Origin of the sequence: Paenibacillus sp. FSL R7-269, from assembly GCF_000517865.1 — a bacterium.
Lineage (GTDB): Bacteria > Bacillota > Bacilli > Paenibacillales > Paenibacillaceae > Paenibacillus_AQ.
In genome coordinates this window covers 1-25,308 of record NZ_ASPS01000029.1, presented here as the reverse complement: position 1 = coordinate 25,308, position 25,308 = coordinate 1, and the positions used below count along the sequence as shown (strand labels likewise).

The window sequence follows — 25,308 nt, the reverse complement described above, 5'->3', positions numbered from 1 at the left end:
CAGTTCCCTCCCAAAACATTGAAAATGAATGCTCCGTTGTAGAGAATGCATGATGAAAAGTTCGCCGTAACCTTGAAATGCAAGTTAACAACCATTACACATACGCGGCTTGCATTACCCGTCCAGACTACCATTCCAGTAACTTGGAATTCCGCCTTGCCGGTGAAGCAGGTTCGTCGTGATTTGGGCTGAGAGTAAGGATGTCCCACTGCAAAGACACCTTGACACTTTAATTACCCGAAGAGCCACTTACTGAATCACTCCTTTCGGGCCTTATCGTTATATTGTATCATATTCCAGATGAACTTCCACCTTTCCATGTAAAAATGCAAATGGAAATTTTATATAGTATATGCTTGCCCTCCCGTTTGTGAACCTGAACATATTGTGCTCCCTTTCCCCAGAAATTATTGGACAGCATCTCCGCACGGCTCATACTTTGCCTGGACACCTCATAGGCTTGTAGGGAAGGAGAGTGAGCCCTTTGTCGCCTTTCAGATCTTCGACCGGACTGCCCGATAACATTGCTGCCGCTTTGTGTTATTTCTTCCCGTTTATCGGGGCGATTATTTTCCTCGCACTGGAGAAGCGCAGCCGCTTCGTTCTGTTCCACTCGCTTCAATCCCTGATTGCCTTCGGAGTGCTTATGATCGCTCATGTGCTCAGCGGCTTCATTCCGCTTCTCGGTGATGTGGTAGGCGCCCTGATCTCCCTTTGCAGCTTCGCGGTCTGGCTCCTGATGATCTACCATGCCCTGGGCAGCAGATGGTTCAAGCTCCCTTGGGTCGGGGAGATCGCCGAAAGCCAGCTGCGGCAGCTGTAGCTGCAGCGCCGCAGAAAATAGTTTCCCTTTTGCCTGCCCGCTCCTTACAATGGGATAAGACAAGCAGGAATCTACAGGCTGGGGGAAGCATCCATGTATTTGTTCATCATAAATTCCCGCTCCGGCGGCGGAGCGGGGCGCCGGACCTGGCACACCGTACAGGCCTTGCTTGCGGCGCGGGCTGTTCCCTATGAAGCGCTGTTCACCCAGAGCGCTGACAGCGCAGAGAGTCAGGTGCTTCAGGCGCTGGCCCGCAGCGAAGACTGGCGCGCTGCCATCGTTGTCGGCGGCGACGGCACGATCCACAGTGTGCTAGGCGCACTGCGGCGCAGGAATGTCCCGCTGGGTGTCATCCCGGCGGGTTCGGGCAATGACACCGCGCGCGGGTTCAGCATCCCGCTCGCGCCCGAGGCAGCGCTGGATCATGCGCTGCAGGAGCGCTGGATCGAAGCCGATCTGCTCAACGCGGCAGGTAGCCTCACCCTGACCGCGGTAGCCAGCGGCTTCGACGCGCAGGTGGCCGTCAATGTGAACGGCAGCCGCTACAAGCGGCTGTGTAACGCCATTGGCGCCGGGCGCCTAGCCTATATCATCGGCGTTCTGCATACGCTGATGACCTTCAAGCCCTGCCGCGTCAGCGTGACCTGCGACGGCAAGGAGCAGGCCTTCGATCAGGCGTGGCTGGTCTCGGTCTGCAACCTGCCCAGCTACGGCGGCGGGCTGCTGATCTGCCCGCAGGCGGAATCAGGCGATGGCCTGCTTGACGTCTGCGTCGTGCACGGGGTCAGCCGCGGGCAATTGCTGCGGCTGTTCCCGACGGTGGTGAAGGGCAGGCACACGAAGCTGCCCTATGTCACCATGCTTCGCGGTCGCAGCGTAGCCGTCCACTTCGCGCAGCCGCGCCATGCCATCGGCGATGGCGAAGCGCTCGGCACGGCGCCGCTGGCCGTGGCTTGCGAGCCGGGCGCGCTGCGCGTGCTCTCGCTGCTGGCGGCAGCCGGGCCCGGTTCCAGTCACGCCAGCATCTAGGGCGGGCATCGAGCCTCAAACACTCGAAGTCCGGCCTTAGCTCCAGAGTCAGGGGTCCTGCGAAGGCTTCCTGTAACACAAATAAAACAGGCCCTGCGGAGAGTGATCCGGGGGGCCTGCTTTTTTTGTGCTGCTTTTATGCTATTATTCATCCAGATGATTAATCAAATTGTAGCATCAAGCTCCATTACTTCCAGGCGGAGCCTGCTTTGTCATCTACAGCCCTGTTGGCTTCTGGGGCAGTAAGTTGCCGACAATCGACTTCAGCTCACCCTCCGGCTTGCTGTTTTTCTTCCCGTTGTCAAAGCTGGTAATGCGGATCTCAGAATAACTTTCTCCCGGAGCCACTGGCTTGAAAATCCATTTCTCCCGGTTATCCAGCCGGACGTTGAACTTCATGTCCTTGAACATCTCCACCAGCTCCCGTTCTTCCGGGGTCTTGCCCTCTTCAAGGAACAGCAGTCCGCGCAGCGGCTTGACGCCATCTGCATGCTGCACTTCAAAATGTACAATACACTCCATGCTTGTCACCTCCCTTGCTTAGTGAACTTGGGCACTTACTACCCCAGCCCTATTCCTCCGGCTTTTCTCCGGATTCCTCCTGATCATGCAGCACATATTTGCTGTAGATCCGGCTGTAGCGCTCCCCGTAGCGCCGCTGCAGTTCGGGGCCCATATCTTCCTCAAGCTCGAACAATACCAATTCCTGTGTAAAAGATTTGAGCAGCAGCTCCACCAGCACCGGATGCTCAGTAATCACAGCCTGGGCGCTCCCGTCCTCATAACGCATGCCGAGCATGCACCAGCTCCGGTCCACGACGAAGGAGAACTTCCGGCCTCCGCTGCGTTCCGGCTTGCCCGGCAGGGGCGGCCATACCGGATAAGGTGCCGGTACAGCGTCACCGCCGTCAAAAGCCCAGAGCAGCTTCACTCCGCGCTTCTCCGCCTGCTCAAGCTCACTGCGCAGCAGCGAGGCTTCCTCCCGCCACACATCCACTACAATCTCCTGAGCGGCAAGATTCAGCTGGCGGACCAGCTCTCCAATTACATTCCGGTCACCCTCCACGTTGTAGAAGGAGGGGCTGACCGGACCCCCGCGCGGCATTTCACTCTCCATATAAGCAAGTGAGGCCTGCACCCGGCCGGATATCATCGTGGCCAGCTCTTCCGGGTCCAGCACACTGTAGCGTGCCGGCTCCCCTTCTCCGCAGCGCACGTAGCCTTGCTGAGTCAGGCGCTGAAGCGCCGCGTATACGTTCGATCTTGATACTCCTAGCTGCTTTGCCACTTCGTAGCCCGAAGCCTGGCCCTTGGTGGCCAGCTCAACCATGATTTTGGATTCCATCTCTGTGAAACCCAAATTGCGCAGATGCAGCAGCAACTGTTCCATCTATGTTGTCCCCCTAAGCTGTCAGTACTACACTGTCTATATTTGTTCCGAGCCGCAGCGCGGGCACCACATGGAGCCCTTCGGCAAGTCGGCGCGGCAGATCTGGCAATTCACGACCTCCCGTGTATCCACATCTCCGGCTACCCGTTCTTCGGCTGGCTCACTTGCTTTCCAGTCCCTGATCCGGCGGTCCAGCTCCAGTTGCCGCTCCCGTTCCCGTTCCAGCTCATCCGCCTCCCGGCGGCTCCGGTCAGAACCTGAAGCCATCCGGTCGACTTCCTCCAGCTCTGCCTCTTCTTCCAGTTCAGGCAACACCTCCGCGTACTGCACACGCGCTTCGGGTCTTCTCGCCAGCTCCCGTTCCGCTTCGGTCAGCTCTTCCTCGCCGTAGTACTGGTCTTCCTCATCTTCATGCTCCAGCACCGTATGTACGGTAACCGCAGATGGCGCTGCGGTAGCGGCAGCCGCGGAAGACGGTTCTTTACGCAGTGAAATCTCCTTATCTTCCGGCTTGCGTGGTTCCAGCTTACGTCCGCAATGCGGACAGAAATTGGCATCCAGCCCTACGATCTGACCGCAGGCGCACAAGCGTTCATTCCTCAGTTCGGCAATTCTTGAGCGTACGTCCTCGATCTGCTCCTGCAGCTTGTTACAGCCCCGCGCAAGCTCGATCATCTGGCCTTCAGCCACCGACATATCCCTTGAACGATACCCCTCGTAGAACAGCTTCCCCATTTTCAGAAATTCAACCTGCATCTCATGCTCAATATCTGAAATCTGCCCATTCAGCTTGCTCACTTCCACCGAGCTTTGCGCTTTTTCACTCACCCGGCTGGCACCGTCTTTAATGCGTTGCAGAAAATTCATTGTAGTTCCTCCTTCTCCAGAGTGAGAATAGGCTGATTCGCAGCCGCGTATATCCTTCCATTCCGATTGCCGCTCCATGCAGCAGTGGAAACGTGATTCTATCATACCAAAAGTCCACGGCAGATTCATTATTTGTCGTCATGTGGTAAATACCAAGTAGAGCGGCTAGCGTTCTTACTTGGAATGAGTATGCTGCGGAAGGAGCAATCATACATATTGCCTTCTGCTGTCTTTCGTTCCTGCGTACCCGTACATTATCGAATGATGGAGGGATGAATTGTGACTAACGATAACCTTAACCGATATTTCGTCTCTGTGAATCACGGTCTGATTCACGAAGAGAGGGGCGACTCCAGTGAGTACGAGGTTCTGCTGTCCAGTAACGGGCTGACCGTGCTTCAGGATCTTCTGGCTGATCTGGCCAGCGGGGATGAATACGCCTTCCGGCGTGCTCTGGTACCCTACAAGTCAGCCGATCATGATGATGCCGCAGAGCAGTTCGATGACGCCACCATCCGCCTGTTCCAGTATCTGCATGACCACGGCACTGACAAGACCCGCCTTCAGATCGAAGGATTGAACGTCCTGCAGAAGCTGGAGAATATGGGCTATCAGGATGAAGGTTACGGCACAGGCTCTCCCACCAACAAATAAGAATGAACAGAGCTGCGCCATAAGAATGGCTTAATGCCTATACTGTGCTAATACGCGCCGGAGGGAAGAATGTTTCTCTTCGGCCAGGGTTACGGTTTTATTTTGCTTCCGGAGCTGTACATCGGTTAAAATAGAATCAGAACCGCAGCTAGCGCTGTATAGGATTGCCGTAGTCATCCATTCATGATCTACAGTCACAAATAACGAAAACCGGGAGAGTTTCAGTGGAAGAATATGATAGTACACAAGTAACATTGAACAAGTTGCAGGTCCATGTGAAGGATATGCAGAAGTGGCAGATTAACGAGGATTTTGCCAAGCAGGTTGAGAATTTCAAGGCTTTGCCGGCGCTGTACCGCCATGCTCTGAATGAGCTTGAGAATAAAATCGATATCATCAGGACCGAGTGGCAGGTGCGTGACGGCTTCAGTCCGATCGAGCATGTGAAGTGCCGGATCAAAGAACCGAAGAGCATTGTGCAAAAGATGCAGCGTAAGGGCTACGAACTTAACCTGGATAATATGGAACAGCACATCCATGATATTGCGGGGATGCGGATTGTCTGCGCCTTCGTGAAGGATATCTACCGGCTGGTGGATCACCTGTGCGCCCGCGAGGATATCCGTGTGCTTGAGATTAAGGACTACATCGCCCATCCGAAGCCGAACGGTTACCAGAGCCTGCACCTTATCGTGGCTATACCACTAGTGTTGCTGGATGGCACACGCTGGGTGAAGGCAGAGATGCAGCTGCGTACGCTAGCCATGGATTTCTGGGCGAGCATGGAGCATATTCTCTACTATAAATTCGACAAACAGCTGCCCTCCCATGTGGCCGAGGAGCTGAAGGAAGCCGCCCGTGCCGCCGATGAGCTCGACCAGAAGATGCTCCGCTTGCGCCGGGAGATCCTGGAGCTGTCAGAAGGCAGCGGCAGTAACGAGTCTTAATTGTGCAGCACAGAACACACATAAACTTAGGGTGAAATGCCCGCAGCTAGGCCGTTATCCGGCTACAAGAGGAGCGCTTTTGTGCTCCTCTTTTGTTTTGCTGGCTTGCTGGGAGGGTGCCGCCTCCGCCCGGTTTGGGCCAATTCAGGTGCACTTCTGCTCCTCATTCCCGCCTCCCGCCCGGTTTGGGCCAATTCAAGTGCACTTCTGCTCCTCATTCCCGCCGCAAGCCTGGTTTGGGCCAATTCAGGTGCACTTCTGCTCCTCATTCCCGGCTCCCACCTGGTTTGGGCCAATTCAGGGGCACTTCTGCTCATCCGCGCCTGCTGAATATCAGCTAAATGTCTGCACGCCAACTTCTGGCCGATTCAGAGGGATTTATCCCCTTCATTTCTTCATTCCGCCAACTTCCAGCCGATTCAGAGGGATTTATCCACTTTATTCTCGTGCAGCCATCCCCAATCCTCTCCGGCGCACTGCTCTCAAAACTAATGTTACTTGGTAGATCATCTCTTCCGTTCGTGTCCCGGCATCCGATTCATTTCCACCAGTTGGCCTAGTTTACACTCTATATTACTTAAAGAGCAGCTTTAGTCGCCGTACAAACAATACAGCATAGCTCATTTAATCCCGCCACACCTATCCGTTCAACCCGGAGCTTACTATAGAGCCATGCTTACGAACCCGCGTAGCTACAGCTTACTTAGGTCCACCTCACGAACCCATGCAACTACAGCTTACTCAAGCCCGCCTCACGAACCCGCAGCTACACCTTACTCAAGCCCGCCTCACGAACCCGCAGCTACACCTTACTCAAGCCCGCCTCACGAACCCGCGTAGCTACAGCTTATTCAAGCCCGCCGCTCGCTTCGCGGCAGCTTCCGAGACGCGGCGCATCAGGAGCGCAAGCCCCTCACGCGCCTTGGGTGTCTGCGGCAGGAGTGCGCTCCAATCCTCCTCCGGTTCCATTACCTCAGGCATTGCCGGAAACGGACGGGAGGAGATCTCATGAAACAGCGGCCCCGGCTGGTGCAGAGAGCCTTCAGCCGCAGCCTCGGCCAGCCATTCTCCAGAGGATACAGCCGGACCCTTGCGCTCCAGCCTTGCCAGCTCGGACGCGAGCGACACAGACGCAGGCGCGTCTTCTTCCGCACTTCGCTCGTTCTCCTGCTCCGCCCACAGGGCGAACACGCCGGAGAGCAGCTCTTCCTTGGACAGTCCGCGCAGGGCGAACGCAAGCAGCGGCTCCTGGGTCAGCTGCTGCTGGACCTGCCCCACCAGTTCCTCAGCCGGCAGCAGACCCGTGCCCTGTTCATCTGCAGCCAGCCTCAGCTCGTCATCCGCAGGCAGCAACTCCAGCGCAGCAAGCCCGCCATTCAGGCTGCCCTGCAGCAGATCATACAATTCACCCGGATGCGCCGAGAGCTGATGCAGTGCTTCATTCTTCCGGGCGGGCGTCCACTGCGGAATGCGCAGAGTAACAGCTTCCCGCTGTACCTGCGGCACAGGTTCCACCTGCTGACCTTGCTGCACACGTTGTCCTTGCTTCACTTGTTCCGCCCGCTCTCCTCGCTGTCCCTGTTCCGCCCGTTCTCCTTGCGACGCCCGCTCTCCTTGCCGCACGGTTTCCGCCTGCTTTCCCTGCCCTTGCTCCGCCCGCCGCTCTTTCTCCGCGCGCACTCCTTGCTTCTCTATCCCTGCTCTGGCTTTGCCGCTGCGTCTGTCTGTTCCTTCAGCAACAGGCCCCACACTCCCGGTGGCCTTAATGACCCCGGGCAGCACCTCCAGCCGCAGCTCCAGCAGCTCATTCATCGATGCTTCCTCCTTCTGCCTTACAATCTATTGCACAATCTACATCCAGTCCTGTCCCTGTAGTTCAATCAGCTCTTTGAGCTCGTGGTTAGACATCTCGGTCAACCAGTTCTCGCCGGAGCCGACGACCTGCTCGGACAGGCTTTTTTTACGTTCAATCAGCTCGTCAATTCTCTCCTCCAGCGTCCCCTGGCAGATCAGCTTATGCACCTGCACATTCTTGTGCTGTCCGATCCGGAAGGCGCGGTCCGTCGCCTGATTCTCTACGGCCGGGTTCCACCAGCGGTCATAATGCAGCACATGATTGGCCCGTGTCAGGTTGAGGCCAACGCCTCCTGCCTTAAGCGAGAGAACGAAGAAGGCCGGACCTTCCCCCTCCTGAAAAGCATGCACCATCTCGTCGCGCTCGCGCTTCGAGATGCCGCCATGCAGGAACAACGGCGTCTGACCGTATCTTCGGGCCAGCCGGCTGACCAGCAGCTCGCCCATCGCCACATACTGGGTGAAGATCAGCGCCGATTCGCCAAGCTCAGAGATGCTGTCGAGCACCTCGAACATGACGTCCATTTTACCCGAAGGCTCACTGCGCAGGCTCCGCCCCTCGTCCTTGCGGAACAGCTGGGGATGATCGCAGATCTGCTTCAGCTTGGTCAGTGAAGACAGCACCAGCCCCCGCCGGGCCATTCCTGAGCGCTCGCCGATGACGCCCAGCATCTCATCCACAACGCCCTGATACAGCGCTGCCTGGGTCTCCGTAAGCGGACAGTAGGACTTCAGCTCAAGCTTCTCCGGCAGATCCTTCGAGATATCCGGGTCACTCTTGAGACGCCGCAGCAGGAAGGGCGAGACCAGCCGGTGCAGCTCACGCAGCCGTTCGCCGCCCTCTCCCGACACATAACGTTGGCGGAAGGAATGGTACGTGCCCAGATAGCCTGGGTTGAGAAAATGGAAAATCGACCACAGCTCGCCCAGCCGGTTCTCCACCGGAGTACCGGTCATTGCGATCCGGTGCGGCGCGCTCAGCTTCATGACGCTCTGCGCCTGCTTGGTGCGGTGATTCTTGATATACTGCGCTTCATCCAGCACAACAGTAGACCAGCGTACCCCGGCCAGATCCTCGCTGTCCCGGCCCGCCAAATGGTAGGTGGTCAGCACAATCTCATGGCTGGCCGCCAGTTCCCTGAATCCTTCGCCGCGCACCCGCCGTCCTCCATGGTGAATATGCAAGCTAAGCGAAGGGGCGAAGCGCTGCAACTCCCGCTGCCAGTTCCCCAGCAAAGAGGTCGGGCAGAGAATCAGTACAGGCTCCTGCTTCTCGCCTGGAGGGGCATTCAGCGCCCGGTCCAGCAGGCAGGTAATGACCTGTATGGTTTTGCCGAGGCCCATATCATCAGCCAGGCAGACTCCGAATCCGAGGCTGCTTAGTGCCGTAAGCCACTGATACCCCCGCTCCTGATAAGGACGCAGTGTCCCGTTCAGGTCCTCCGGCACCGGACGCAGCGGCATCCCGCGCAGCGCATCGCCATGCATGAGGGAAGCCAGCAGGCCGGAGGTCTCCATGCCGGTAACCGACATGCCCTTCCACAGCCGCTCATCGCCATCCTCCGCCTCCAGGCGCATCCAGTCGGCTGCTGTCATCTCTCCGCTCTCACCGCGCTTAATATATCTCAGGACCTGACGCACTTCCTTGGGGTCCACTTCAATCCATTCTCCCCGGAAGCGCACAAAAGGCACGCCCGCCTCCACCAGGGCATTTAATTCATCCTCAGTGATATCCGAATCGCCTAGAGAGGCTTCGATGCGGAAAGAGATCAGCTCTTCCATGCCCAGCGCCGGCTGAACCGGACCGTCCATTCCGCCAACCGGCGGCTGCATCTTCATTCTCATGCCGATCCGCCGACGTCCCTCACGGCTCCAGCGCGATGGCATCTGCACCGTAATTCCCCGTTCCCGAAGCTGCTGCACGCTCTCCTTCAAGAAGAAATACAGCCGCTCCGGCGGCAGCTCAATACCGCGCGGAGCCGGTTCAGCCAGCGAACGCCGGATATCCGGCGAGCTCTTCGCCGCCCGTCCCAGAGCTGCAAGCAGCTGCTGCTGGATATTGCGGTATCTCTTGCCCCATAGGGTGAATTCCCGCTCCCGGCTGCTCCACACCGCTTCCGCCGGAATCCAGAATTCCCCCTCCTCCCGGCTCTCCGCCCAGAAGGTCAGTTGCCACAGCTCGCTCTCCTCCGCCGGCGGCTCCAGCCGCAGGCCCAGACTAAGCTGTCCGCTGCGGGCCTCCTCGGTCTCGAAATGCGGCACCTCATGGCCCGCCGTCTCGTTCACCACGCTCAGCAGCTCCGTCACCTCAGCCGGGGTCCCCTGCACGGGGATATCCCGGCTGCCGGTAAGCAGACTGTTCCACCACAGCTCGGTCAGCGGAGAATAGCCGCGGCGGTAATTGGCCTTATACGGCGCCAGCGCGCCCTCATGGGCGGCAACCACATTCTTGATCTCGGCGGTCATGACCGCCTGCAGGAAGGAATACAGCACATATCCGCCTGCTTCCTCGCGCGAGGACAGGTCGCCTTCCTCGGCTACATGCGTGCCGAGCGCAAGCACCGGCATAGAGGCCGCCATCTGCAGGAAGAACTCCTTATCCGCCTCTTCCCGGAACGCCGGTGACCAGCATACAGCAGCAGCCTGTTCGCCGCCGCGCCGCCGCGAGCCCACCTTGCGCGGCGGCTGAGCGCCGGGCACAATCCCGCCCTTGCCCATCAGCTCCAGCGCGAAGCGGGCCGCTGCCGACCAGTAGCGCAGCTCTCCCCCAGGCTCAATGCCTTGGGCGCTGCTGGCCTGTTCATCCCAGGCCAGCAGCAGCTCGAAGGCATCCTTCGGAGACAGCGCCAGCCCTTCCAGGGTGCGTCCGGGCAGTCCGCGCCGCGCCGGCTTGCCCTCCGCAGCAGCGGCCGCAGGATACTTCACTTCCGCCAGCCGCAGGGCAGCACCCGCAAAAGGACGCCAGCCGCTACGGAGCTCCAGCCGTTTGATCACGCGTGTCCATGCGTCCACCTTCGGCTCGGAGGTTTCGCCCGAGAAGCAGAATAATACGTCCCCTAACCATATTGCATACAGATGCTTAATCATTGTTGGTTGATCTCCATTCTTTTGAGCAAACAGCAAGAACAGCCCTTCCACTCCGGAAGACTGCCTCCTGCTGCGCGAGAAATATATTATGAAGCTGCACCGGCGGCAATAGCTCTAGCCGTACAGCCTTCCTGTTACGTTGTTTGCTGCAACTTTTTCTTCATCCCTTCATCTTATACGAAAAAGCATATATTTAAAAACTTTTCTGTACATTTTCTGTGATTTTCAGCAGATTGTTGTTCAGATCAGGCCAATACTGTCCAGATTGCGTTACAGCAGGAAGAACCGGCACGCCTCTCCAGGCAAGCCGGTCCTCAAATCCTTTTACAGTTACAACTATCTGCCCCCTAGTCCTTACCCGCCAGAATACGTAGTTCTCCGCCCCCGGCAGCATCTGCCACCTGAACGATGACCGCGCCGTTCCTGCCGTTCCGGGCCCAGCCCAGCGCCCCTTCATTCAGCTCTTCCAGACTAATCTCGGCCAGCCCCCCCACCGCATCAACAGTGAAGAACGGATAGCAGAGCGCGAACCGCAGCGTCTCCCGGCGCGGCTTGTAGTCATGCACCGCATACGCCCACTTCAGCGCAAGCGTACCCTCCCCGCCTTCGGCCTGCACGATAAGCTCCGTATACTCCCCTTTGCGGTAGCTGAAGCTGTGGCCGTCATCCTCATACAGCTTGAAGGACGAAGAGAAGCCCGCAGCTGCTTCCGCCCCGTAGAGATGGAAGATGATCGTCTCCTCCCTGTCCTCCAGCGCATACTGTCTCAGCGGGCCTTCGGCCACGAAGCTGCCAGCCTTCACATACATCGGCATGATGTGCAGCGGCGCAGCCGCAAGAATATGGCATCCGCCTTCGTGAATCTCCCCGTCCCAATAGTCCAGCCAGCAGCCTTCCGGCAGATAGACGGAGCGGTGATCTGTATCCGGGCGGTAGACCGGGGCTATCAGCACATTTTCACCCAGCAGGAACTGGTCGCACAGGTTGGTTACATGCGGATCCCGCGGATACTCGAGCACCAGCGGACGGATGACAGGCAGACCGCTCATTTCCGCTTCATGAAAAAGATTATACAAATGCGGCATCCAGCGGTACCTCAGCCCGATGAATTCACGCAGAATCCCTTCCACCTCTTCCCCGAAGGACCACGGCTCCTGGCGCAGCGTTCCGATGGAGGAGTGATTTCGGCAATAGGGGAAAAACACGCCCATTTGCGTCCACCGCACCAGCAGCTGCGCCGACGTATGATGGGCGAACCCGCCGATATCCGGCCCCGAGAAGGCCAGCCCGGACAGCCCCATGTTCAGCACCATCGGCATTGCCATTGCCATATGCTCCCAGAAGCTGCGGTTATCGCCGGTCCATACGGCCGCATAACGCTGGATGCCCGCATACCCGGCACGGGTCAGCACGAAGGGACGCTCTCCCCCCATATGCTCGGCCAGCCCCTCGTAGGTCGCTTTGGACATCATCATCCCGTACAGGTTATGGTATTCTTCATGCGTCACCGGCCGCCCGTTGTTGAAATGCATCACATCAAGATCCATTGTCTTAGTCTCATTGAAGACCGCCGGCTCGTTCATATCGTTCCAGATGCCCTGAATGCCAAGCTCCGTGTAGTATTTGTGCAGGTCTCCCCACCACTCAGCTGTCCGGCTGTCGCTGAAATCCGGAAAGGCGCTGATTCCCGGCCATACCTCACCGAAGAAAATATCCCCCTCCAGGCGGCGGCAGAAGTGCTTCTCCAGCACCCCTTGCTTATACACCTCGTATTTGGGGTCTTTTTTGACGCCGGGATCGACAATCGGGACAATGCGCACACCCAGCTCCGCTAGCTCCGAGATCATTTTCTGCGGATCAGGGAAGTTGACAGGGTCGAAGGTGAATACGCGGTACTCGTCCATATAGTGGATATCCAGATAGATCACATCGCAGGGAATGTTCTTCTCACGGAAGGTCTTAGCCAGCTGCAACACCTCCTGCTGGTTCATGTAACTGTAGCGGGACTGGTGATAGCCGAGCGCCCACTTAGGCGGAAGGGCGATCCGGCCGGTGAGCGTGGTGTATCTTTTGACGACATCCTTCATCTCAGGCCCATTAATGAAATAGATATCGTAAGCTCCCGTTGAACAGCCAATGGTAAAAGCAATCCCGTGCGAGCGCATGTCGAAATCACTCCGGCCCGTATTATCCAGAAACAGCCCGTAGGAGAGGTCACCGTGCATGTGGATAATGAGCGGAATCGACTCATAGAGCGCCTCAATCTCCGGCAGATGCGGGGCGAACACATCGGTGTTCCAATTCGTATAACGTTCCCCGCGTTTGTCCAGGAAGCTCGACTTCTCACCCAGTCCGTAGAAATGCGAGTCCGGCTGCATATCATATTCCGCATGGCTTGCGCCGCGCGGGTTCCAGCTCGACAGATTCTGCTGCATGATCACCTTGCCGGACGTATTCTCCACGCGGAGCAGAAATGAGGCCTTCTCAATAATCAGCCGGATGGCGCCGGTAGAGAAAATGAGCTGCTCCTCCGTCTCCTCTACCGGAAACAGATGCGGAATACAGCACTCCTTCAGCACCGCCTCCGAGGTAGTCAGGTCCGGCACCTTATCATGGAAGACCTTCATCCGGAACATATCATCACTCAAGAAGATAAAAGCCATCCCGGCGCATTCCCCGCGGACGATATAGATATTCTCAGAGCGTTCCCAGGACACCACGCTGCCCGGCGTGTTCCAGGTCTCCTTCATCACCAGCGGCCCCATCTTCTCGGGGCGTATCGCCTCACTGCTCTCCATGTATCTTCTCCCCCTTCGCTGCTTGCTGATCTACTTCTTGACTACATATTACCCCGGGCCTAAGGAATACTATCCGCAATTGTTATGACCAATTGGTCATTTTTTCGCCGAATTAGTCTTAATTGCCACCAAAGCGGGTATATTCTATATAGGCCAAGGCTAAAACGTAGTTATCAATCAAGTTAGGGGTGGTCATATGACTAGAACTAATCCTTATAAGTGGGGGAATTTGCTGCTCTTCCTCGGCGTCATTGCCGTCAATACCCTTTCGGTCGTCCTGCCGCTTGGCGGGAACAGCACCGCCGAAATCTCGGACAGGTATCATACGTACCTCACACCGGCCGGATATGCTTTTTCCATCTGGTCCCTGATCTATCTGCTGCTGGCCGGATTCATTATTTATCAGTTCCGCAAGGGTACCGGGGGCAGGGATTCCATCCAGCGGATCGGGATCTGGTTCATGCTTAGCTGCATCTTCAACATGGGCTGGCTGCTCCTCTGGCATTATCTGTACATTGAGCTATCGCTGGTGGCGATGGTGCTTCTGCTGCTCTCCCTGATCGTCATTTACCGCAAGACCCGCTTTATCGCAGATCCCACGACTGGCGAGAAATGGCTCGTGAAGCTGCCGTTCAGCCTGTACCTCGGCTGGATCTCGGTAGCCACCATTGTCAATGTCAGTGTTGTGCTGGTGAAGAATGACTGGGACGGCTTCGGACTCAGCGCCCCGTTCTGGGCAGTCATCATGCTCTGCGTCGGTGCTGTGCTGGCTGTGCTGGTAAGCTACCCGTATCGGGACAGCATTTATCCGCTCGTCTTCGTCTGGGCCTACATCGCCATTGCTCTTGAGCATAAGGACACGAATGAGGTGTATTTCACAGGCCTGATTGCAGCAGGACTTCTCTTGCTCTACAGTATTTGGCTGCTGCTGACTCCGCGCCGTTCCCGCAGCAGATACTAAATAAATTGAACTAATAGTTTTCTGTTTTGGGATTAGTCGTGACTCCAGAGAAGTTTTGGACTTCCAGCCGCTGTTGTCTGCAGATTTCTTGATTCATCCCGTTTTCAACGGTTGAAATCCGCAGACAAAGGCGGTCGCTACCGCTCCTCCAGTTCCAAAATTCCCTTCCGCCACTTTTCCCTTCCCTTAAGTTTTCAAGTTCAATCTATGTAGATACGCTTATATGTGCACGCAAAATCCCCCGCACGCCTGCTTCACGTGCGGGGGATTTCCCTTTACCCTGCCTTGACCGGATGTAACCGGCCGGGGTCTTATTTCTTGCGCGCTACCGCTTCGATCTCGACTAGCGCATCCTTCGGCAGACGGGCTACCTCAACGGCACTGCGGGCCGGGTAAGGCTCAGTGAAGAAGGTGCTGTACACCTCGTTAACCGCCGCGAAATCATTCATATCCTTCAGATACACGGTTGTCTTCACCACTTGATCCATTGATGCTCCGGCCTCTTCCAGGATGGCCTTTACATTGCTAAGTGACTGGCGTGCCTGCTCCTGTACACTGCCCGGCAGTTCCGCTGTCTGCGGGTCCATTCCGAGCTGGCCTGAAGTGTAGACCCAGTTGCCGGCAACAATCGCCTGACTGTAAGGACCGATCGCTCCTGGGGCTTTGCTTGTAGCTACTTGTTTCTTGGACATAGTGAACGCCTCCTGCATGCTGTACGCGGCCTGTAGACCGCTATGTACATTCTAATCGTATGCCTATTGTAAGTCCTGTAGTCTGCGGTTTGCAAACCCTGCTGCCCGGTTAATGCTTGCCGATCACATGAATGACTTCATTCGTGTAGATGTGCACGCCGCCTGTATCGGCCAGAGCAATATTCATCATCGCCCGCGCAACCGTGGCTGCTGGAATGGCCCGGAACTTCGCAGCCTTGCCTACCATGGCGAAATCCAGCGCCTTCATCAGCACAGCCGCGGCGCGTTCGCCTAACCTGAATTCTGCCCGGTCACCCAGCAGCAGGGACGGCCGGAACAGATGCAGGCCGTGGAATCCGGCAGCAATCAGGCCCTCCTCCGTCCGCCCCTTAATCCGGCTATAGAAGGTGCGTGATTTGGCGCTGGCTCCCATAGAGGACACAGCCAGGAACTGCTTCACGTTATGCTCTTTGGCCAGGGCGGCAGCGGCAAGCGGGTACTCCAGATCTACCCGTTCGAACTGCTCCTGGGAGCCCGCCTGCTTAATCGTTGTTCCCAAGCAGCAGAATACTGCATATACACCGGCGAATTCCCCGCTGTATTGCTCAAGCCGGTCCCAATCCACTTGAATCTGTCTCAGCTTGGAATGCTCAAGCGCAAGCGGACGGCGGACCAGTACGCGGACCTCGTCCCAATTCCCGTTCAGCAAATCCCGGGTCAGCGCACTGCCGACCAGACCTGTAGCACCCAGTACCAGTGCAATTCTTGTCACCGAAATAGCCTCCTTGTATTCCTCCTTATTCATCCCGCAGGATACGGCGGCCCAGCAGCAGCGCCAGCAGAATCATCAGCACGCCTACCACTAACTGCATGCCGTAGATCTGCATCCACTGCGGCCATTCCTTAATCCATTCATAGATACGGCCGCCCAGCAGCGGGCCGAAGAAGGCCGCCAGACCCGTAAGCGCCGCATACATCGCCATATACATCGGCCGTTCGCGCTTCGGCGTATCACCAATAATGAAGTTGAAGGCAAGCTGGTTGAAGCCGCCCACACCCACGCCGAACACAATATGGGCTGCAAATAATACCGGAAGCATCGGCAGCACGGACAAGAGTCCCCAGATCAGGGAAGAGACCGCGATAATCGGCAAGGTCCAGAGCAGCAGCTTCTTGTTACTGTGCCTTGCGTTCAGGTTGCCCCATACATAGAAGCTGGCCATCATGAAGACCGTCTGCGCCACATTCAGCAGGGACAGCTTCTCATAATTGATATTCAGCAGTTGCAGCATGACATAGGAATACAGCGGTACTGTCAGGTTCTGCAGCAGCAGCCAAGCAGACAGGAACAGCGTGGATTTCATGAACAGCTTGTCCTGAAGCGGCTTCTTGAGCATCGGCAGGAAGGCCTTCTCTTCGGATTTCTCAAACGGCACATCCGGGTAGAAGAAGAACACCACGATGTTCGAGATGGAGAAAATCCACACTACAATATACAGGATAAGGAATCCGTGTCCGCCTGGATAACGGTCAAGAACAATACCGCCCCCGTACATCACCAGGCTTCCCAACGCATTAAGAAACGTATTACGAATGCCGAAATAACGGCCCCGGACCCTTGCAGGCACCAAGTCACTGATGACCGAGTTCCAAAGCACACCGCCGGCAGTGTTGGCAATGAAGGCAATGGTATACAGAACGATGAAGGCGGTAACCCAGTGCTCTTGCGGAAAAATAAACGGAACCAGGCCCGTAGATCCCCACAACAACCGGTGTAAGCCAATAAAAGTCACGAGTGCCCACTTTCGGCTCGGCAGCTTCTGGATCAGGAAGGCCACACCGATCTGTGCGACGTTCACCAGCGTAGTTAGTGCCAGGACAAATCCGATCTGACTGGAGCTGGCACCCAGGTATAACAGAAATCCTGTAAGAAATTGGCCTTGCAGCAGCACCTGGAATATGGTGGACGGAATCCCCTCGAAGGTAGCGATCTGCAGATTCTTGCGGTGTACGGAGGCCTTGCGCAAATCCTTGGAACGGTTCCGCAGCGGCCGGCTTCTCATGATGTTCATGGGGTGTTGACTCTCCTTTGATGCGGCTTTTGCTTCATTCTACTCAGCACCAGGTTCCTGTCAATACACCGAAATCACAAATAAAGTTGGAGCTGCGGGGATTATACGGACGCGCCTGAATGCAGTGGTAAATGTAAGGAGAATATACTGCCCTGGCCTTCCCGGCTACGCAGGGTAATGAATCCGCCCAGGAGCCTGGCCAGATCATTGCTGATAGACAGGCCCAGCCCCGTACCGCCATACTTACGGCTGATATTGATATCCGCCTGTTCAAAGGCCTCGAAGATCAAATCATGTTTCTCAGGGGGAATGCCGATTCCGGTATCTTCCACCTCAAAGGCAATCCACTTCTGCGAAGCAGCCCCCTCCTGACGTTCCACTACACGGATATTCATAGTGACCCCGCCAGTCATCGTGAATTTGAAAGCATTCGAGAGCAGATTGCGCAGAATCTGCTGCACCCGCTGGGGGTCCGTGTAGATTACGGCCGGCACCCCTTCGTCCAAGGAGACACTGAAGGTGAGCTGCTTCTGTCTGGCTAAGACACCGAACTGCTGGACGAGCAGATCAGGGACCTCGCTGGTATTTAAATCCTCTATAATAATATCCAGCTTCCCGGCCTCTACCTTGGACAGATCGAGAATATCATTGATGAGCGACAGGAGATCCTCTCCCGAGCGGTGAATGATCCCGCCATATTCAGCAAGCTCCTCCTCACTCAGGGACTCATCGCCTTCTTCAATCATCTGGGACAGGTTAATAATGCTGTTCAGCGGGGTTCTTAGTTCATGGGACATGTTCGCCAGGAACTCCGATTTGAACTGTGAGGCGAGCATGAGCTGCTTGGCTCTTTCCTCTAGTACAATTTTATTCTTATGCAGCTCCTCCGTCTGCTCGGACAACAGCTTATTCGCTCTAATGATCTGTCCGGTACGCATCAGGTCCAGATGGAAATCGCGGATAATCAGCGCGAACAGAGCACTGAGGACAAGGCCTGCGGGAAAGGTAACCGGCAGAATCTTCGTTATGTAATCATGTGTGGGAATGACCCCAAATAAGGCAATATTCAGCACATTTACTACATTGACTACCAAGATGGTGACAATCCCCTTATACATCAGCGAGGAAGGTGAACGCTTCATCCATAGGCTCAGAGCGGCACAGACGAAGCCCAAGATAGTCAGATTCAGCACGCCTACCAGCGCTGCCTCGTTCACTCCGAAGGTCAGGCGCGTAAGCCCGGTTGCGATTCCGATGATAATCAGGACCAAGGGTTGGGGGTAAGCCAGTGTTGAGATGATAAGCGGTACATACCGCAGGTCGAAGATGACATGCTCATGCAGTCTGTAGCCGAAAAAAGTGCTGATCCACCCTGCGAAGACCGCGAGCAGCACCCAGCTTACTCTTTTTACAGGCTCAGATGCGTGGGTTACGGTGTACTTGTATATTAGATTCGCCAGATACGACAGAGTGATCAGTAAAGCTGTATTCACAAAAAAGATTTTGACATATTCCATAGCTCCACTCCTGCAGCGAAAATAAGTTCACAATAATATTTATAGTATCATACTGGAGGAATGAAAACATGAAGCATGAGGGCTATAGCATATGTATTTATATGAGAGTGAAAACTGCCTCATGTCCTGAAGACAGCAAAAGAGCGCAAATCAGATACGATCCGCGCTCTTTCCTTTTATCGTTAACTGCTGATTAGCTGCGGTGGGAGGACTCCCATTTATGGTACTCCGCTTCGGCTTCATCCTTGGAATGGCCGTAACGCTCCTGCAGCTTGCCCACCAGCTTGTCTTTTTCACCGTCGATGATATCCAGATCGTCATCCGTCAGCTTGCCCCATTGCTTCTTGGCTTCACCTTTAATCTGTAGCCATTTACCTTTGATCACATTGTTATCCACTACAAGCTCATCTCCTTAGTTGTCTATTTAATGTCTGGCGAAAGCTTATAATTGCTTGTGATCTATTACCCCTATGACTTTTTGCTGAATCGCCAGGGTGTGCAGGGGCTGCACCTGCAACCGGGTGAAACCATGCAGAATAACTCAACTTTCGTCACATAAAAGTCTTTATAAAAAGCTATTCAACTATCTTAAAATTTGATATACTTCAGAAGTAAATTTATTTATGATTTAAGTGATTATTTTCACATGATAGTTCCATAGCTTGTGCTAAAATGCCATCGAACAAGAAACGATATGATTAAATTTTTTCTTATTGCCTGCCGATATATGTCGTATGCCTGCTACAAAAAGGGACTTAAGACCGAGTTGAAAGTGACATTTATCATTTATAAAGTGATTTTTATCACTTCCATGGCTATTAAAATGTTTTACATTTTAATATATATATTTTAAACTATTTTCTTGGAGGTCATATCAAAATGAAAAAAGCTTCTGTAATCTTGTCGAGCGCTCTGGTATTGGGTACTTTACTCGCAGGTTGTGGCAACAGCAACAAAGCAGAGAACGCTGCTGCAACAACAGCACCTGTAGCAACTGCTACTGCCGCAGCTGAAGCAACTACTGCACCTGCAGCCGAAACAGGCAAGTACCAGGACGGAACCTACTACGGTACAGTGGATGCCGATCCAGAGACTGGCTGGCAGACCTTTACACAACTGACTGTAGAAGGCGGCAAAATCACCAAAGCTGACTGGAATGCTTTCAATGTTAAAAAAGCAGGCGATTTGAAGAAAAAAGTATCCGAAGACGGCAATTATGGTCTGGTTAAAATCGGCGGTGCGAAGTCCGAATGGCATGAACAGGCTGCTCTTGCTGAAGCCTACCTGATTGAAAAACAAGATCCTGCTGCTCTCACTGTAAATGCTGAAGGCAAAACAGATGCAATCTCCGGTGTATCCGTACACGTTAGTGATTTCGTTGGCGCAGCTCAGGCTGCACTTGCTGCCGGTCCTGCACAAGCAGGCCCATACAAAGATGGCGGATACACTGCTGAAGGCGAAATGGATGCTACATCCGGCTGGAAGTCCACTGTAGCTCTGTCTGTTGCTAACGGCAACGTTGTAGCTGTTAATTTCAGCGGTGTGAATGCTGCAGGCGACGATAAGAAACAATATTCTGTAGACGGCAAATACGGCATGAAAGCCGGTGGCGCTGCTGCTGAATGGCATGAAGAAATCGCCCTTGCAGAGAAATACTTCCTTGAGAACAAAGGCGTAGCTCCTACCCTGGATGCTGAAGGTAAAACAGACGCAATCTCCGGCGTATCCATCCACGTTGGTGAATATTTCACACTTGCACAAAAAGCACTCGAAGGCGCGAAATAAGTATTCGCCACCCTTTTGCAGCTAATCAGATGAATGAGGTGAGTTTCTCTTGAAGAAAATAGTCATTTTGGGCGGCGGCTACGGCGGCGTACTCACGGCTAAGAAACTGGCAAAGAAATTTAAGAACGACAAAGATGTAGAAATCAAACTGATCGACCGAAATCCATATCACACTCTTTTGACTGAGCTGCATGAGGTTTCTGCGAATCGCGCACCTGAGGATTCGATCAAAATTGACTTGAAAAAAATCTTTGCCGGCCTGAAGGTAGATGTTGTTCTAGACGAAATCAGTAACATTGATTTCAAGAACAAGAAGCTGAAGTCCGACAAAGCCACCTATGCTTATGATTATCTGGTCATCGGCACAGGAAGCAAGCCAACCTTCTTCGGAATCCCCGGAGCAGAAGAGAACACCTTCTCCTTCTGGTCTTACGATGATGCAGTAGCCCTGAAGCGTCAGATCCGCGACATGTACACCAAAGCTGCGAAGGAAAAGAACCCGGCTACTCGCCGCGCTATGCTGACCTTCGTAATTATCGGTGCCGGCTTTACCGGCGTTGAGCTTGTAGGTGAAATGGCCGAGCAGCGCGAGGAGCTCTGCAAGGAATTCTTCATCGATCCTTCTGAGGTTAGATTGGTTGTAGCTGATATGGCTCCGAAGATTCTGCCTATCCTGCCGGATAAGCTGATCCAGAAAGCCGAAGCCCGTCTGCGCAAGCTGAAGGTAGAAATCGTTACAGGCGCCAAAATCACCGAAGTAGGCGCAGGCTCTGTTGCCCTCGGCGAGAAGAACATCGTGGATGCACAGACAATCGTCTGGACAGCCGGTGTTGAAGGCTCCGAAATCGTCGGTAACCTTGATGTTCAGCAGCAAGGCCGCAAACGTATTGTTACTAATGAACACCTTGAGAGTGTTGACCATAAGAACGTATACGTTGTTGGGGATAACATCTTCTTCATCCCTGAAGGCGAAGAACGTCCAGTTCCGCAAATGGTTGAGAATGCTGAACAGGCAGCTCCGGTTATCGCAGGCAATATCACTGCCGATATCAAGGGTACGCCTAAAAAAGCATACAAACCAGGCTTCCACGGCACCATGGTTTCGATCGGCAGCCGCTACGGTGTAGCGAACGTTGGTCTTCCGGGCAAGTTCTTCATGCTGACCGGATTCATGGCTATGTTGTCCAAACATTTCATTAATATGTTCTATCTGTCCCAGGTTGTGGGCTTCAACAAGGTCTGGACTTACATGATGCACGAGTTCTTCCATGTTGAGAACCGCAAGAGCTTCGTCGGCGGTTACTTCTCCAAGCGCTCACCGAACTTCTGGCTCGTTCCGCTCCGTATGCTGCTCGGGGGAATGTGGTTATATGAAGGTATAGAGAAGATCCGCAAGATCTGGGTTGATCCGAATAAGATTTTCCTGATTCCTGCGGCTCCTTATGCAGACGCCACATCAGCAGCAAGTCAGGCTGTAGATGCAGTCAAAACTACCGTAGATGCCCAATCTGCCGCTTCCGCAGTATCCACTGCCAAAGAAGCTGTATCGGCTCTTCCGGTTCCAGGTTTCATCTATGATATCTCTAACTGGTTCATGGATCTCATGTTCTATAACCCGGACGGTTCTTACACCTTCCTGGCCAAATGGTTCCAAATCGGTATGGTTTGTGCCGAGATCGTCTTCGGTGTAATGCTGATTGTTGGTCTGTTCACAGCGATCTCTGCTCTGGCCACGATAGGTATGGCGGTTATGATCTGGACCACCAAGATGGCAGCAACAGAAATGCTCTGGTATGTTGGAGCAGCTATTGCCTGCATCGGCGGTTCCGGCAGCGTGTTCGGCCTGGATTACTATGTTCTTCCTTGGCTCAAGAAGCAGTGGAAGAGGATTCCTCTCGTCCGGCGCTGGTATCTGTATACCGACTGATGAACCGGGTAACTGGTTGTTACGAACTACATTCATTTATAAACAGCGGCGGATGCACAGGCTGCGCTGCTGCAAGCTGAATAGGATATTCTCAAGAGTAATGTGTCCCTAGGACACATTACTCTCCTTGTTTAACGAGGTGAAAGTACATTTATATGCGTTTTTTCAACAAAGTGGTTTTGTAGGAATATTCAGGGATTGAGTTCCTTCCAGCAAAACCGACATGAAGGAGAGAAGCTTGTGAACCAAAAAATCACCCAAGATACGTTCCGGTTGCTTCAGGCTGAAATGTCTAGTATTGCCGGAATTCAGTTGTCTCTCTCTCCGGCAGAATATGAGCAAATGCTCTCGGTACTGGAACGCCATGATCTGGAGTATGACCGCAAAACCCATTTGCTAGGCATTTATACTATCCTTACCTTGGCAGCACAGCGCCATATGGAATGTGTCCCACATCATCCTGACCTGACCCGTAACATTTTGGATGGAGATTACCTGTACAGCTTCTATCTGCAGTTTGCAGTGAAATGCAGGGAGCTGGATCTGGTAGCTTATATGGCCTCTTCCATCAAAAAATTGCAGATCGAACGTTCAAATGGAGAGTTCACGGAACACAATCTGGCCAGGGAGCTTGGTGAATTCCTCATTCAGGAGCGCAGACAACGAAGCCGTACCAGCAAAGCCATTTGAACAGGTGGGAACATGAACGATGAAGCTGCACGAAGCCTTGAATATTGATCTGAATGAAATTAACCGTGAAATTAAGAATCTGGTGACCCGTGATAAGGATGTTCCCAAAAAGTCGCAGCTGGCGCAGAGCATTCTAGAACTGACAGGCTCCGGCGGTAAACGCCTCCGCCCGCTGATGGTTATTGTCGGCAGCCGGTTTGGTCCTAAGCCTGCCGGACGCCGAACCCTGCAATTATCCGCTGCGGCTGAATTTATCCATGTGGCCTCATTGATTCATGACGATATTATTGATAACGCCGAGCTGCGGCGGGGCGAGCCTGCGCTGCATATCAAGACCGGTATTCTATCCGCTGTCCATATCGGTAATTATATGTCTGCCCGCATTATTGAACTGCTCAGCAAGTACACCGGGGATAAGGACCGTTACGTTCACGATTTGTCCTCTGTCGCTACGGGCCAGCTATGTCTCGGTGAATACCAGCAATTGGAGCATGCCTTCGATTATGATCTTACACTGGAGCAATATCTGGAGAAGTCCCGTAACAAAACCGCGCTGCTGATGGCTACCTGCCTGCGGGTAGGCGCACTGTCGGCGGAGAGCAGTGCAGAGACTGCCCAGCTTCTCTATGATTTCGGCGAAGCGCTGGGGATGTCATTCCAGATTCAGGATGACATCCTGGACTTCACGCAATCAGCGGATGTACTCGGCAAGCCGGCCGGCAGTGATCTTCGCCACGGCCAGGTTACCCTTCCTGTGCTCTTCGCCTTACAGGATGCCGAACTTGCCCCTGTCATCCGCAGAATAGGCCCTGACTCTTCTCCTGCGGACATCGAGCAGGTCTTGGAGCTGGTAAGGGGCAGTGATGCCCTGGCCCGCTCAGAGTCTGTCAGCCAGGACTATCTGTCCCGGGCTGCTGCGATTGTGGAGCAGCTCTCCAGCTTCCCGGCGCATGCTGACCTGAGGACTCTGCTGCAATACTTCGCCGGGCGTGACCGCTAAAGCACCAGCACAATGTGGTGACAACCTGTGCGAGCACAATGTATGCTGTTTTTCGCATACATTCAATTTTTAGCTGTTGAAATCCCTCTTGTCTACAAATTTATACATCTTTCCACAGCATCAGGAAACTATAGTTTCCAATACAACTACAACAAAAAAAAGGCTGCCAGAACTTTCCTGGCAGCCTGGGTGCCCTGTAACAGGGGCGCCCTTTTGTTTATTCATTTTCAAGCAGCATCGTATCTATCTTCTCCTGAAAATCATCCCTGTACTGACGGAATGCCTCGGTATCAAACTTAGTATTGGGATCTTTGGGCATGGGCGGGCCAGTGAGGAGCTGCGCGTACAAGCGGTCAGTTTCTTGGGATAGCGGTGCCCATACTTTCTTCACATCGTCATATTCAGCACCCAGGCCTGCGATGTAGCTGTCGGATTCTTTCTTGTGGGCCATCGCAACAGCTAACCGCTCCATGGTTGCCTGAATATCCATCTTTTCGCCGACACTGTTCTTCCCGTTCTTGGAATAATAATGGAACTCAGCGAAGCCTTTGTTCCACACATCGACAATGATAAAGTTGACCAATTCATCCAGCACCGTCAGGGGCGGTAACGTCACAGCAGGAACCGGTGCTTTGAACTTGCTGCGGAGATGGTCAAATTCGGCTTTCTCCACTGCTTCCATAGCCCTGAAGATTTTGTTATCTGCAATTAGAACAATAACCTCATTGTACATATTCGACCGTTTTTCACCCTGAAGCAGTACCGCATCCACCTTTGCCCCATTGTCATCTGTATACTCTGTAGATTCAATGACCTTGGGTCTAAGCACTTTAAGCTCTGGCTCCGTCTCCGTCAATTGGGCTTCTTTGAACAAAGCCTGCACACCGGGATGGAGATGTTCAGCCACAAATTTCTTTTTCGCCGCCACATCCGAATTGTTCACATATGTAATGATGTAGTCCAGAGCCAGCTTCTCCGCAGCCGTAGGCTCTGCCTTAGGTGCTTCAGTAGGAGTAGTTGTCGGGGCAGGAGTAATCTCTGCCGTAGGTTGAACAGTTGCAGCGACAGTGGGTGCAGCAGCAGTCGGAGTGTTATCAGGCTTCGCTGTATTGGCGTCCGAAGCGCAACCCGACAGCACAGCACAAGCCACAGTAAGGCTGAGCACCAGTTTGTTGTTCAATTGGTATTCCTCCTTCAAGAAATTGGATGTTCCAA

Annotated in this window: 21 protein-coding genes; 9 read left to right on the top strand and 12 right to left on the bottom strand. The window is 54.2% G+C overall.

Translation table 11 applies throughout. The features are described from left to right. Positions 1-484: 484 nt before the first annotated feature. Positions 485-823, top strand: coding sequence for a DUF4870 domain-containing protein (locus C162_RS14830; RefSeq protein ID WP_036695270.1), 339 nt, complete (start codon positions 485-487; stop codon positions 821-823). Positions 824-916: 93 nt separating this feature from the next. After that, positions 917-1,852, top strand: a complete 936-nt coding sequence (locus tag C162_RS14825; RefSeq protein WP_036695269.1) for a diacylglycerol/lipid kinase family protein — start codon at positions 917-919, stop codon at positions 1,850-1,852. Between the two features lie 216 nt (positions 1,853-2,068). On the opposite strand, the gene C162_RS14820 is transcribed toward C162_RS14825, so the two are convergent. Genes C162_RS14820 through C162_RS14810 form a run of 3 tightly spaced genes read right to left on the bottom strand, consistent with a single transcriptional unit; the run spans position 2,069 to position 4,109 of the window. After that, positions 2,069-2,374: a hypothetical protein gene (locus C162_RS14820; protein WP_036695268.1), complete on the bottom strand. Its 306-nt coding sequence runs from the start codon at positions 2,372-2,374 to the stop codon at positions 2,069-2,071. A gap of 49 nt (positions 2,375-2,423) precedes the next feature. After that, complete coding sequence (locus C162_RS14815; protein ID WP_036695266.1) at positions 2,424-3,242, bottom strand: TrmB family transcriptional regulator; 819 nt, start codon at positions 3,240-3,242, stop codon at positions 2,424-2,426. A 36-nt stretch (positions 3,243-3,278) separates the two neighbouring features. Next, positions 3,279-4,109 carry a zinc ribbon domain-containing protein gene (locus C162_RS14810; RefSeq protein WP_036695265.1) on the bottom strand — a complete coding sequence of 277 codons (831 nt, stop codon included), beginning with the start codon at positions 4,107-4,109 and terminating at the stop codon, positions 3,279-3,281. A 279-nt stretch (positions 4,110-4,388) separates the two neighbouring features. Between C162_RS14810 and C162_RS14805 the strand changes: the two genes are divergently transcribed. Then, positions 4,389-4,763 carry a hypothetical protein gene (locus C162_RS14805; RefSeq protein ID WP_036695264.1) on the top strand — a complete coding sequence of 125 codons (375 nt, stop codon included), beginning with the start codon at positions 4,389-4,391 and terminating at the stop codon, positions 4,761-4,763. Positions 4,764-5,047: 284 nt separating this feature from the next. Then, positions 5,048-5,710: a GTP pyrophosphokinase gene (locus C162_RS14800; RefSeq protein WP_051493521.1), complete on the top strand. Its 663-nt coding sequence runs from the start codon at positions 5,048-5,050 to the stop codon at positions 5,708-5,710. Between the two features lie 840 nt (positions 5,711-6,550). On the opposite strand, the gene C162_RS34395 is transcribed toward C162_RS14800, so the two are convergent. From C162_RS34395 to C162_RS14780, 3 genes are all read right to left on the bottom strand, one after another. Then, on the bottom strand, positions 6,551-7,522 hold the full coding sequence (locus C162_RS34395; RefSeq protein WP_051493520.1) for a hypothetical protein: 972 nt from the start codon (positions 7,520-7,522) through the stop codon (positions 6,551-6,553). Positions 7,523-7,561: 39 nt separating this feature from the next. Continuing rightward, positions 7,562-10,651, bottom strand: coding sequence for a DEAD/DEAH box helicase (locus C162_RS14785; RefSeq protein WP_036695290.1), 3,090 nt, complete (start codon positions 10,649-10,651; stop codon positions 7,562-7,564). Between the two features lie 347 nt (positions 10,652-10,998). Continuing rightward, the gene (locus C162_RS14780; RefSeq protein ID WP_036695261.1) at positions 10,999-13,449 is read right to left on the bottom strand and encodes a glycoside hydrolase family 31 protein; all 2,451 of its coding nucleotides are present in this window, start codon (positions 13,447-13,449) and stop codon (positions 10,999-11,001) included. A gap of 196 nt (positions 13,450-13,645) precedes the next feature. Here C162_RS14780 and C162_RS14775 point away from each other — a divergent pair, with 196 nt between their 5' ends. Next, positions 13,646-14,410 carry a tryptophan-rich sensory protein gene (locus C162_RS14775; RefSeq protein ID WP_036695260.1) on the top strand — a complete coding sequence of 255 codons (765 nt, stop codon included), beginning with the start codon at positions 13,646-13,648 and terminating at the stop codon, positions 14,408-14,410. Between the two features lie 311 nt (positions 14,411-14,721). Here the strand turns inward: C162_RS14775 and C162_RS14770 are convergent, their stop codons facing one another. From C162_RS14770 to C162_RS14750, 5 genes are all read right to left on the bottom strand, one after another. Further along, the gene (locus C162_RS14770; protein WP_036695259.1) at positions 14,722-15,102 is read right to left on the bottom strand and encodes a RidA family protein; all 381 of its coding nucleotides are present in this window, start codon (positions 15,100-15,102) and stop codon (positions 14,722-14,724) included. A gap of 109 nt (positions 15,103-15,211) precedes the next feature. After that, complete coding sequence (locus tag C162_RS14765) at positions 15,212-15,874, bottom strand: oxidoreductase (RefSeq protein ID WP_036695258.1); 663 nt, start codon at positions 15,872-15,874, stop codon at positions 15,212-15,214. A gap of 25 nt (positions 15,875-15,899) precedes the next feature. Beyond that, positions 15,900-17,174, bottom strand: coding sequence for an MFS transporter (locus tag C162_RS14760; RefSeq protein ID WP_036695257.1), 1,275 nt, complete (start codon positions 17,172-17,174; stop codon positions 15,900-15,902). A 101-nt stretch (positions 17,175-17,275) separates the two neighbouring features. Beyond that, the gene (locus tag C162_RS14755) at positions 17,276-18,691 is read right to left on the bottom strand and encodes an ATP-binding protein (RefSeq protein ID WP_036695256.1); all 1,416 of its coding nucleotides are present in this window, start codon (positions 18,689-18,691) and stop codon (positions 17,276-17,278) included. A gap of 193 nt (positions 18,692-18,884) precedes the next feature. Next, positions 18,885-19,088: a CsbD family protein gene (locus tag C162_RS14750; protein ID WP_036695255.1), complete on the bottom strand. Its 204-nt coding sequence runs from the start codon at positions 19,086-19,088 to the stop codon at positions 18,885-18,887. Positions 19,089-19,570: 482 nt separating this feature from the next. On the opposite strand from C162_RS14750, the gene C162_RS14745 reads away from it, so the two are divergent. From C162_RS14745 to C162_RS14730, 4 genes are all read left to right on the top strand, one after another. Next, the gene (locus C162_RS14745) at positions 19,571-20,476 is read left to right on the top strand and encodes a hypothetical protein (protein WP_036695253.1); all 906 of its coding nucleotides are present in this window, start codon (positions 19,571-19,573) and stop codon (positions 20,474-20,476) included. Between the two features lie 49 nt (positions 20,477-20,525). Then, positions 20,526-22,403, top strand: coding sequence for an FAD-dependent oxidoreductase (locus tag C162_RS14740; protein ID WP_036695252.1), 1,878 nt, complete (start codon positions 20,526-20,528; stop codon positions 22,401-22,403). A gap of 240 nt (positions 22,404-22,643) precedes the next feature. Continuing rightward, the gene (locus C162_RS14735) at positions 22,644-23,093 is read left to right on the top strand and encodes a hypothetical protein (RefSeq protein ID WP_036695251.1); all 450 of its coding nucleotides are present in this window, start codon (positions 22,644-22,646) and stop codon (positions 23,091-23,093) included. A gap of 19 nt (positions 23,094-23,112) precedes the next feature. Then, positions 23,113-24,093 carry a polyprenyl synthetase family protein gene (locus C162_RS14730; protein WP_036695250.1) on the top strand — a complete coding sequence of 327 codons (981 nt, stop codon included), beginning with the start codon at positions 23,113-23,115 and terminating at the stop codon, positions 24,091-24,093. A gap of 217 nt (positions 24,094-24,310) precedes the next feature. Here C162_RS14730 and C162_RS34390 read toward each other — a convergent pair whose 3' ends face one another. Continuing rightward, positions 24,311-25,273 carry a hypothetical protein gene (locus C162_RS34390; protein WP_156949632.1) on the bottom strand — a complete coding sequence of 321 codons (963 nt, stop codon included), beginning with the start codon at positions 25,271-25,273 and terminating at the stop codon, positions 24,311-24,313. Positions 25,274-25,308 lie beyond the last annotated feature (35 nt).

Bases quoted from the DNA above. Each gene is read 5' to 3' on its own strand.
- C162_RS14825 (WP_036695269.1), top strand. From the start codon at position 917: ATGTATTTGTTCATCATAAATTCCCGCTCCGGCGGCGGAGCGGGGCGC.
- C162_RS14820 (WP_036695268.1), bottom strand. From the start codon at position 2,374: ATGGAGTGTATTGTACATTTTGAAGTGCAGCATGCAGATGGCGTCAAG.
- C162_RS14815 (WP_036695266.1), bottom strand. From the start codon at position 3,242: ATGGAACAGTTGCTGCTGCATCTGCGCAATTTGGGTTTCACAGAGATG.
- C162_RS14810 (WP_036695265.1), bottom strand. From the start codon at position 4,109: ATGAATTTTCTGCAACGCATTAAAGACGGTGCCAGCCGGGTGAGTGAA.
- C162_RS14800 (WP_051493521.1), top strand. From the start codon at position 5,048: ATGCAGAAGTGGCAGATTAACGAGGATTTTGCCAAGCAGGTTGAGAAT.
- C162_RS34395 (WP_051493520.1), bottom strand. From the start codon at position 7,522: ATGAATGAGCTGCTGGAGCTGCGGCTGGAGGTGCTGCCCGGGGTCATT.
- C162_RS14785 (WP_036695290.1), bottom strand. From the start codon at position 10,651: ATGATTAAGCATCTGTATGCAATATGGTTAGGGGACGTATTATTCTGC.
- C162_RS14780 (WP_036695261.1), bottom strand. From the start codon at position 13,449: ATGGAGAGCAGTGAGGCGATACGCCCCGAGAAGATGGGGCCGCTGGTG.
- C162_RS14775 (WP_036695260.1), top strand. From the start codon at position 13,646: ATGACTAGAACTAATCCTTATAAGTGGGGGAATTTGCTGCTCTTCCTC.
- C162_RS14770 (WP_036695259.1), bottom strand. From the start codon at position 15,102: ATGTCCAAGAAACAAGTAGCTACAAGCAAAGCCCCAGGAGCGATCGGT.
- C162_RS14760 (WP_036695257.1), bottom strand. From the start codon at position 17,174: ATGAACATCATGAGAAGCCGGCCGCTGCGGAACCGTTCCAAGGATTTG.
- C162_RS14755 (WP_036695256.1), bottom strand. From the start codon at position 18,691: ATGGAATATGTCAAAATCTTTTTTGTGAATACAGCTTTACTGATCACT.
- C162_RS14745 (WP_036695253.1), top strand. From the start codon at position 19,571: ATGAAAAAAGCTTCTGTAATCTTGTCGAGCGCTCTGGTATTGGGTACT.
- C162_RS14730 (WP_036695250.1), top strand. From the start codon at position 23,113: ATGAAGCTGCACGAAGCCTTGAATATTGATCTGAATGAAATTAACCGT.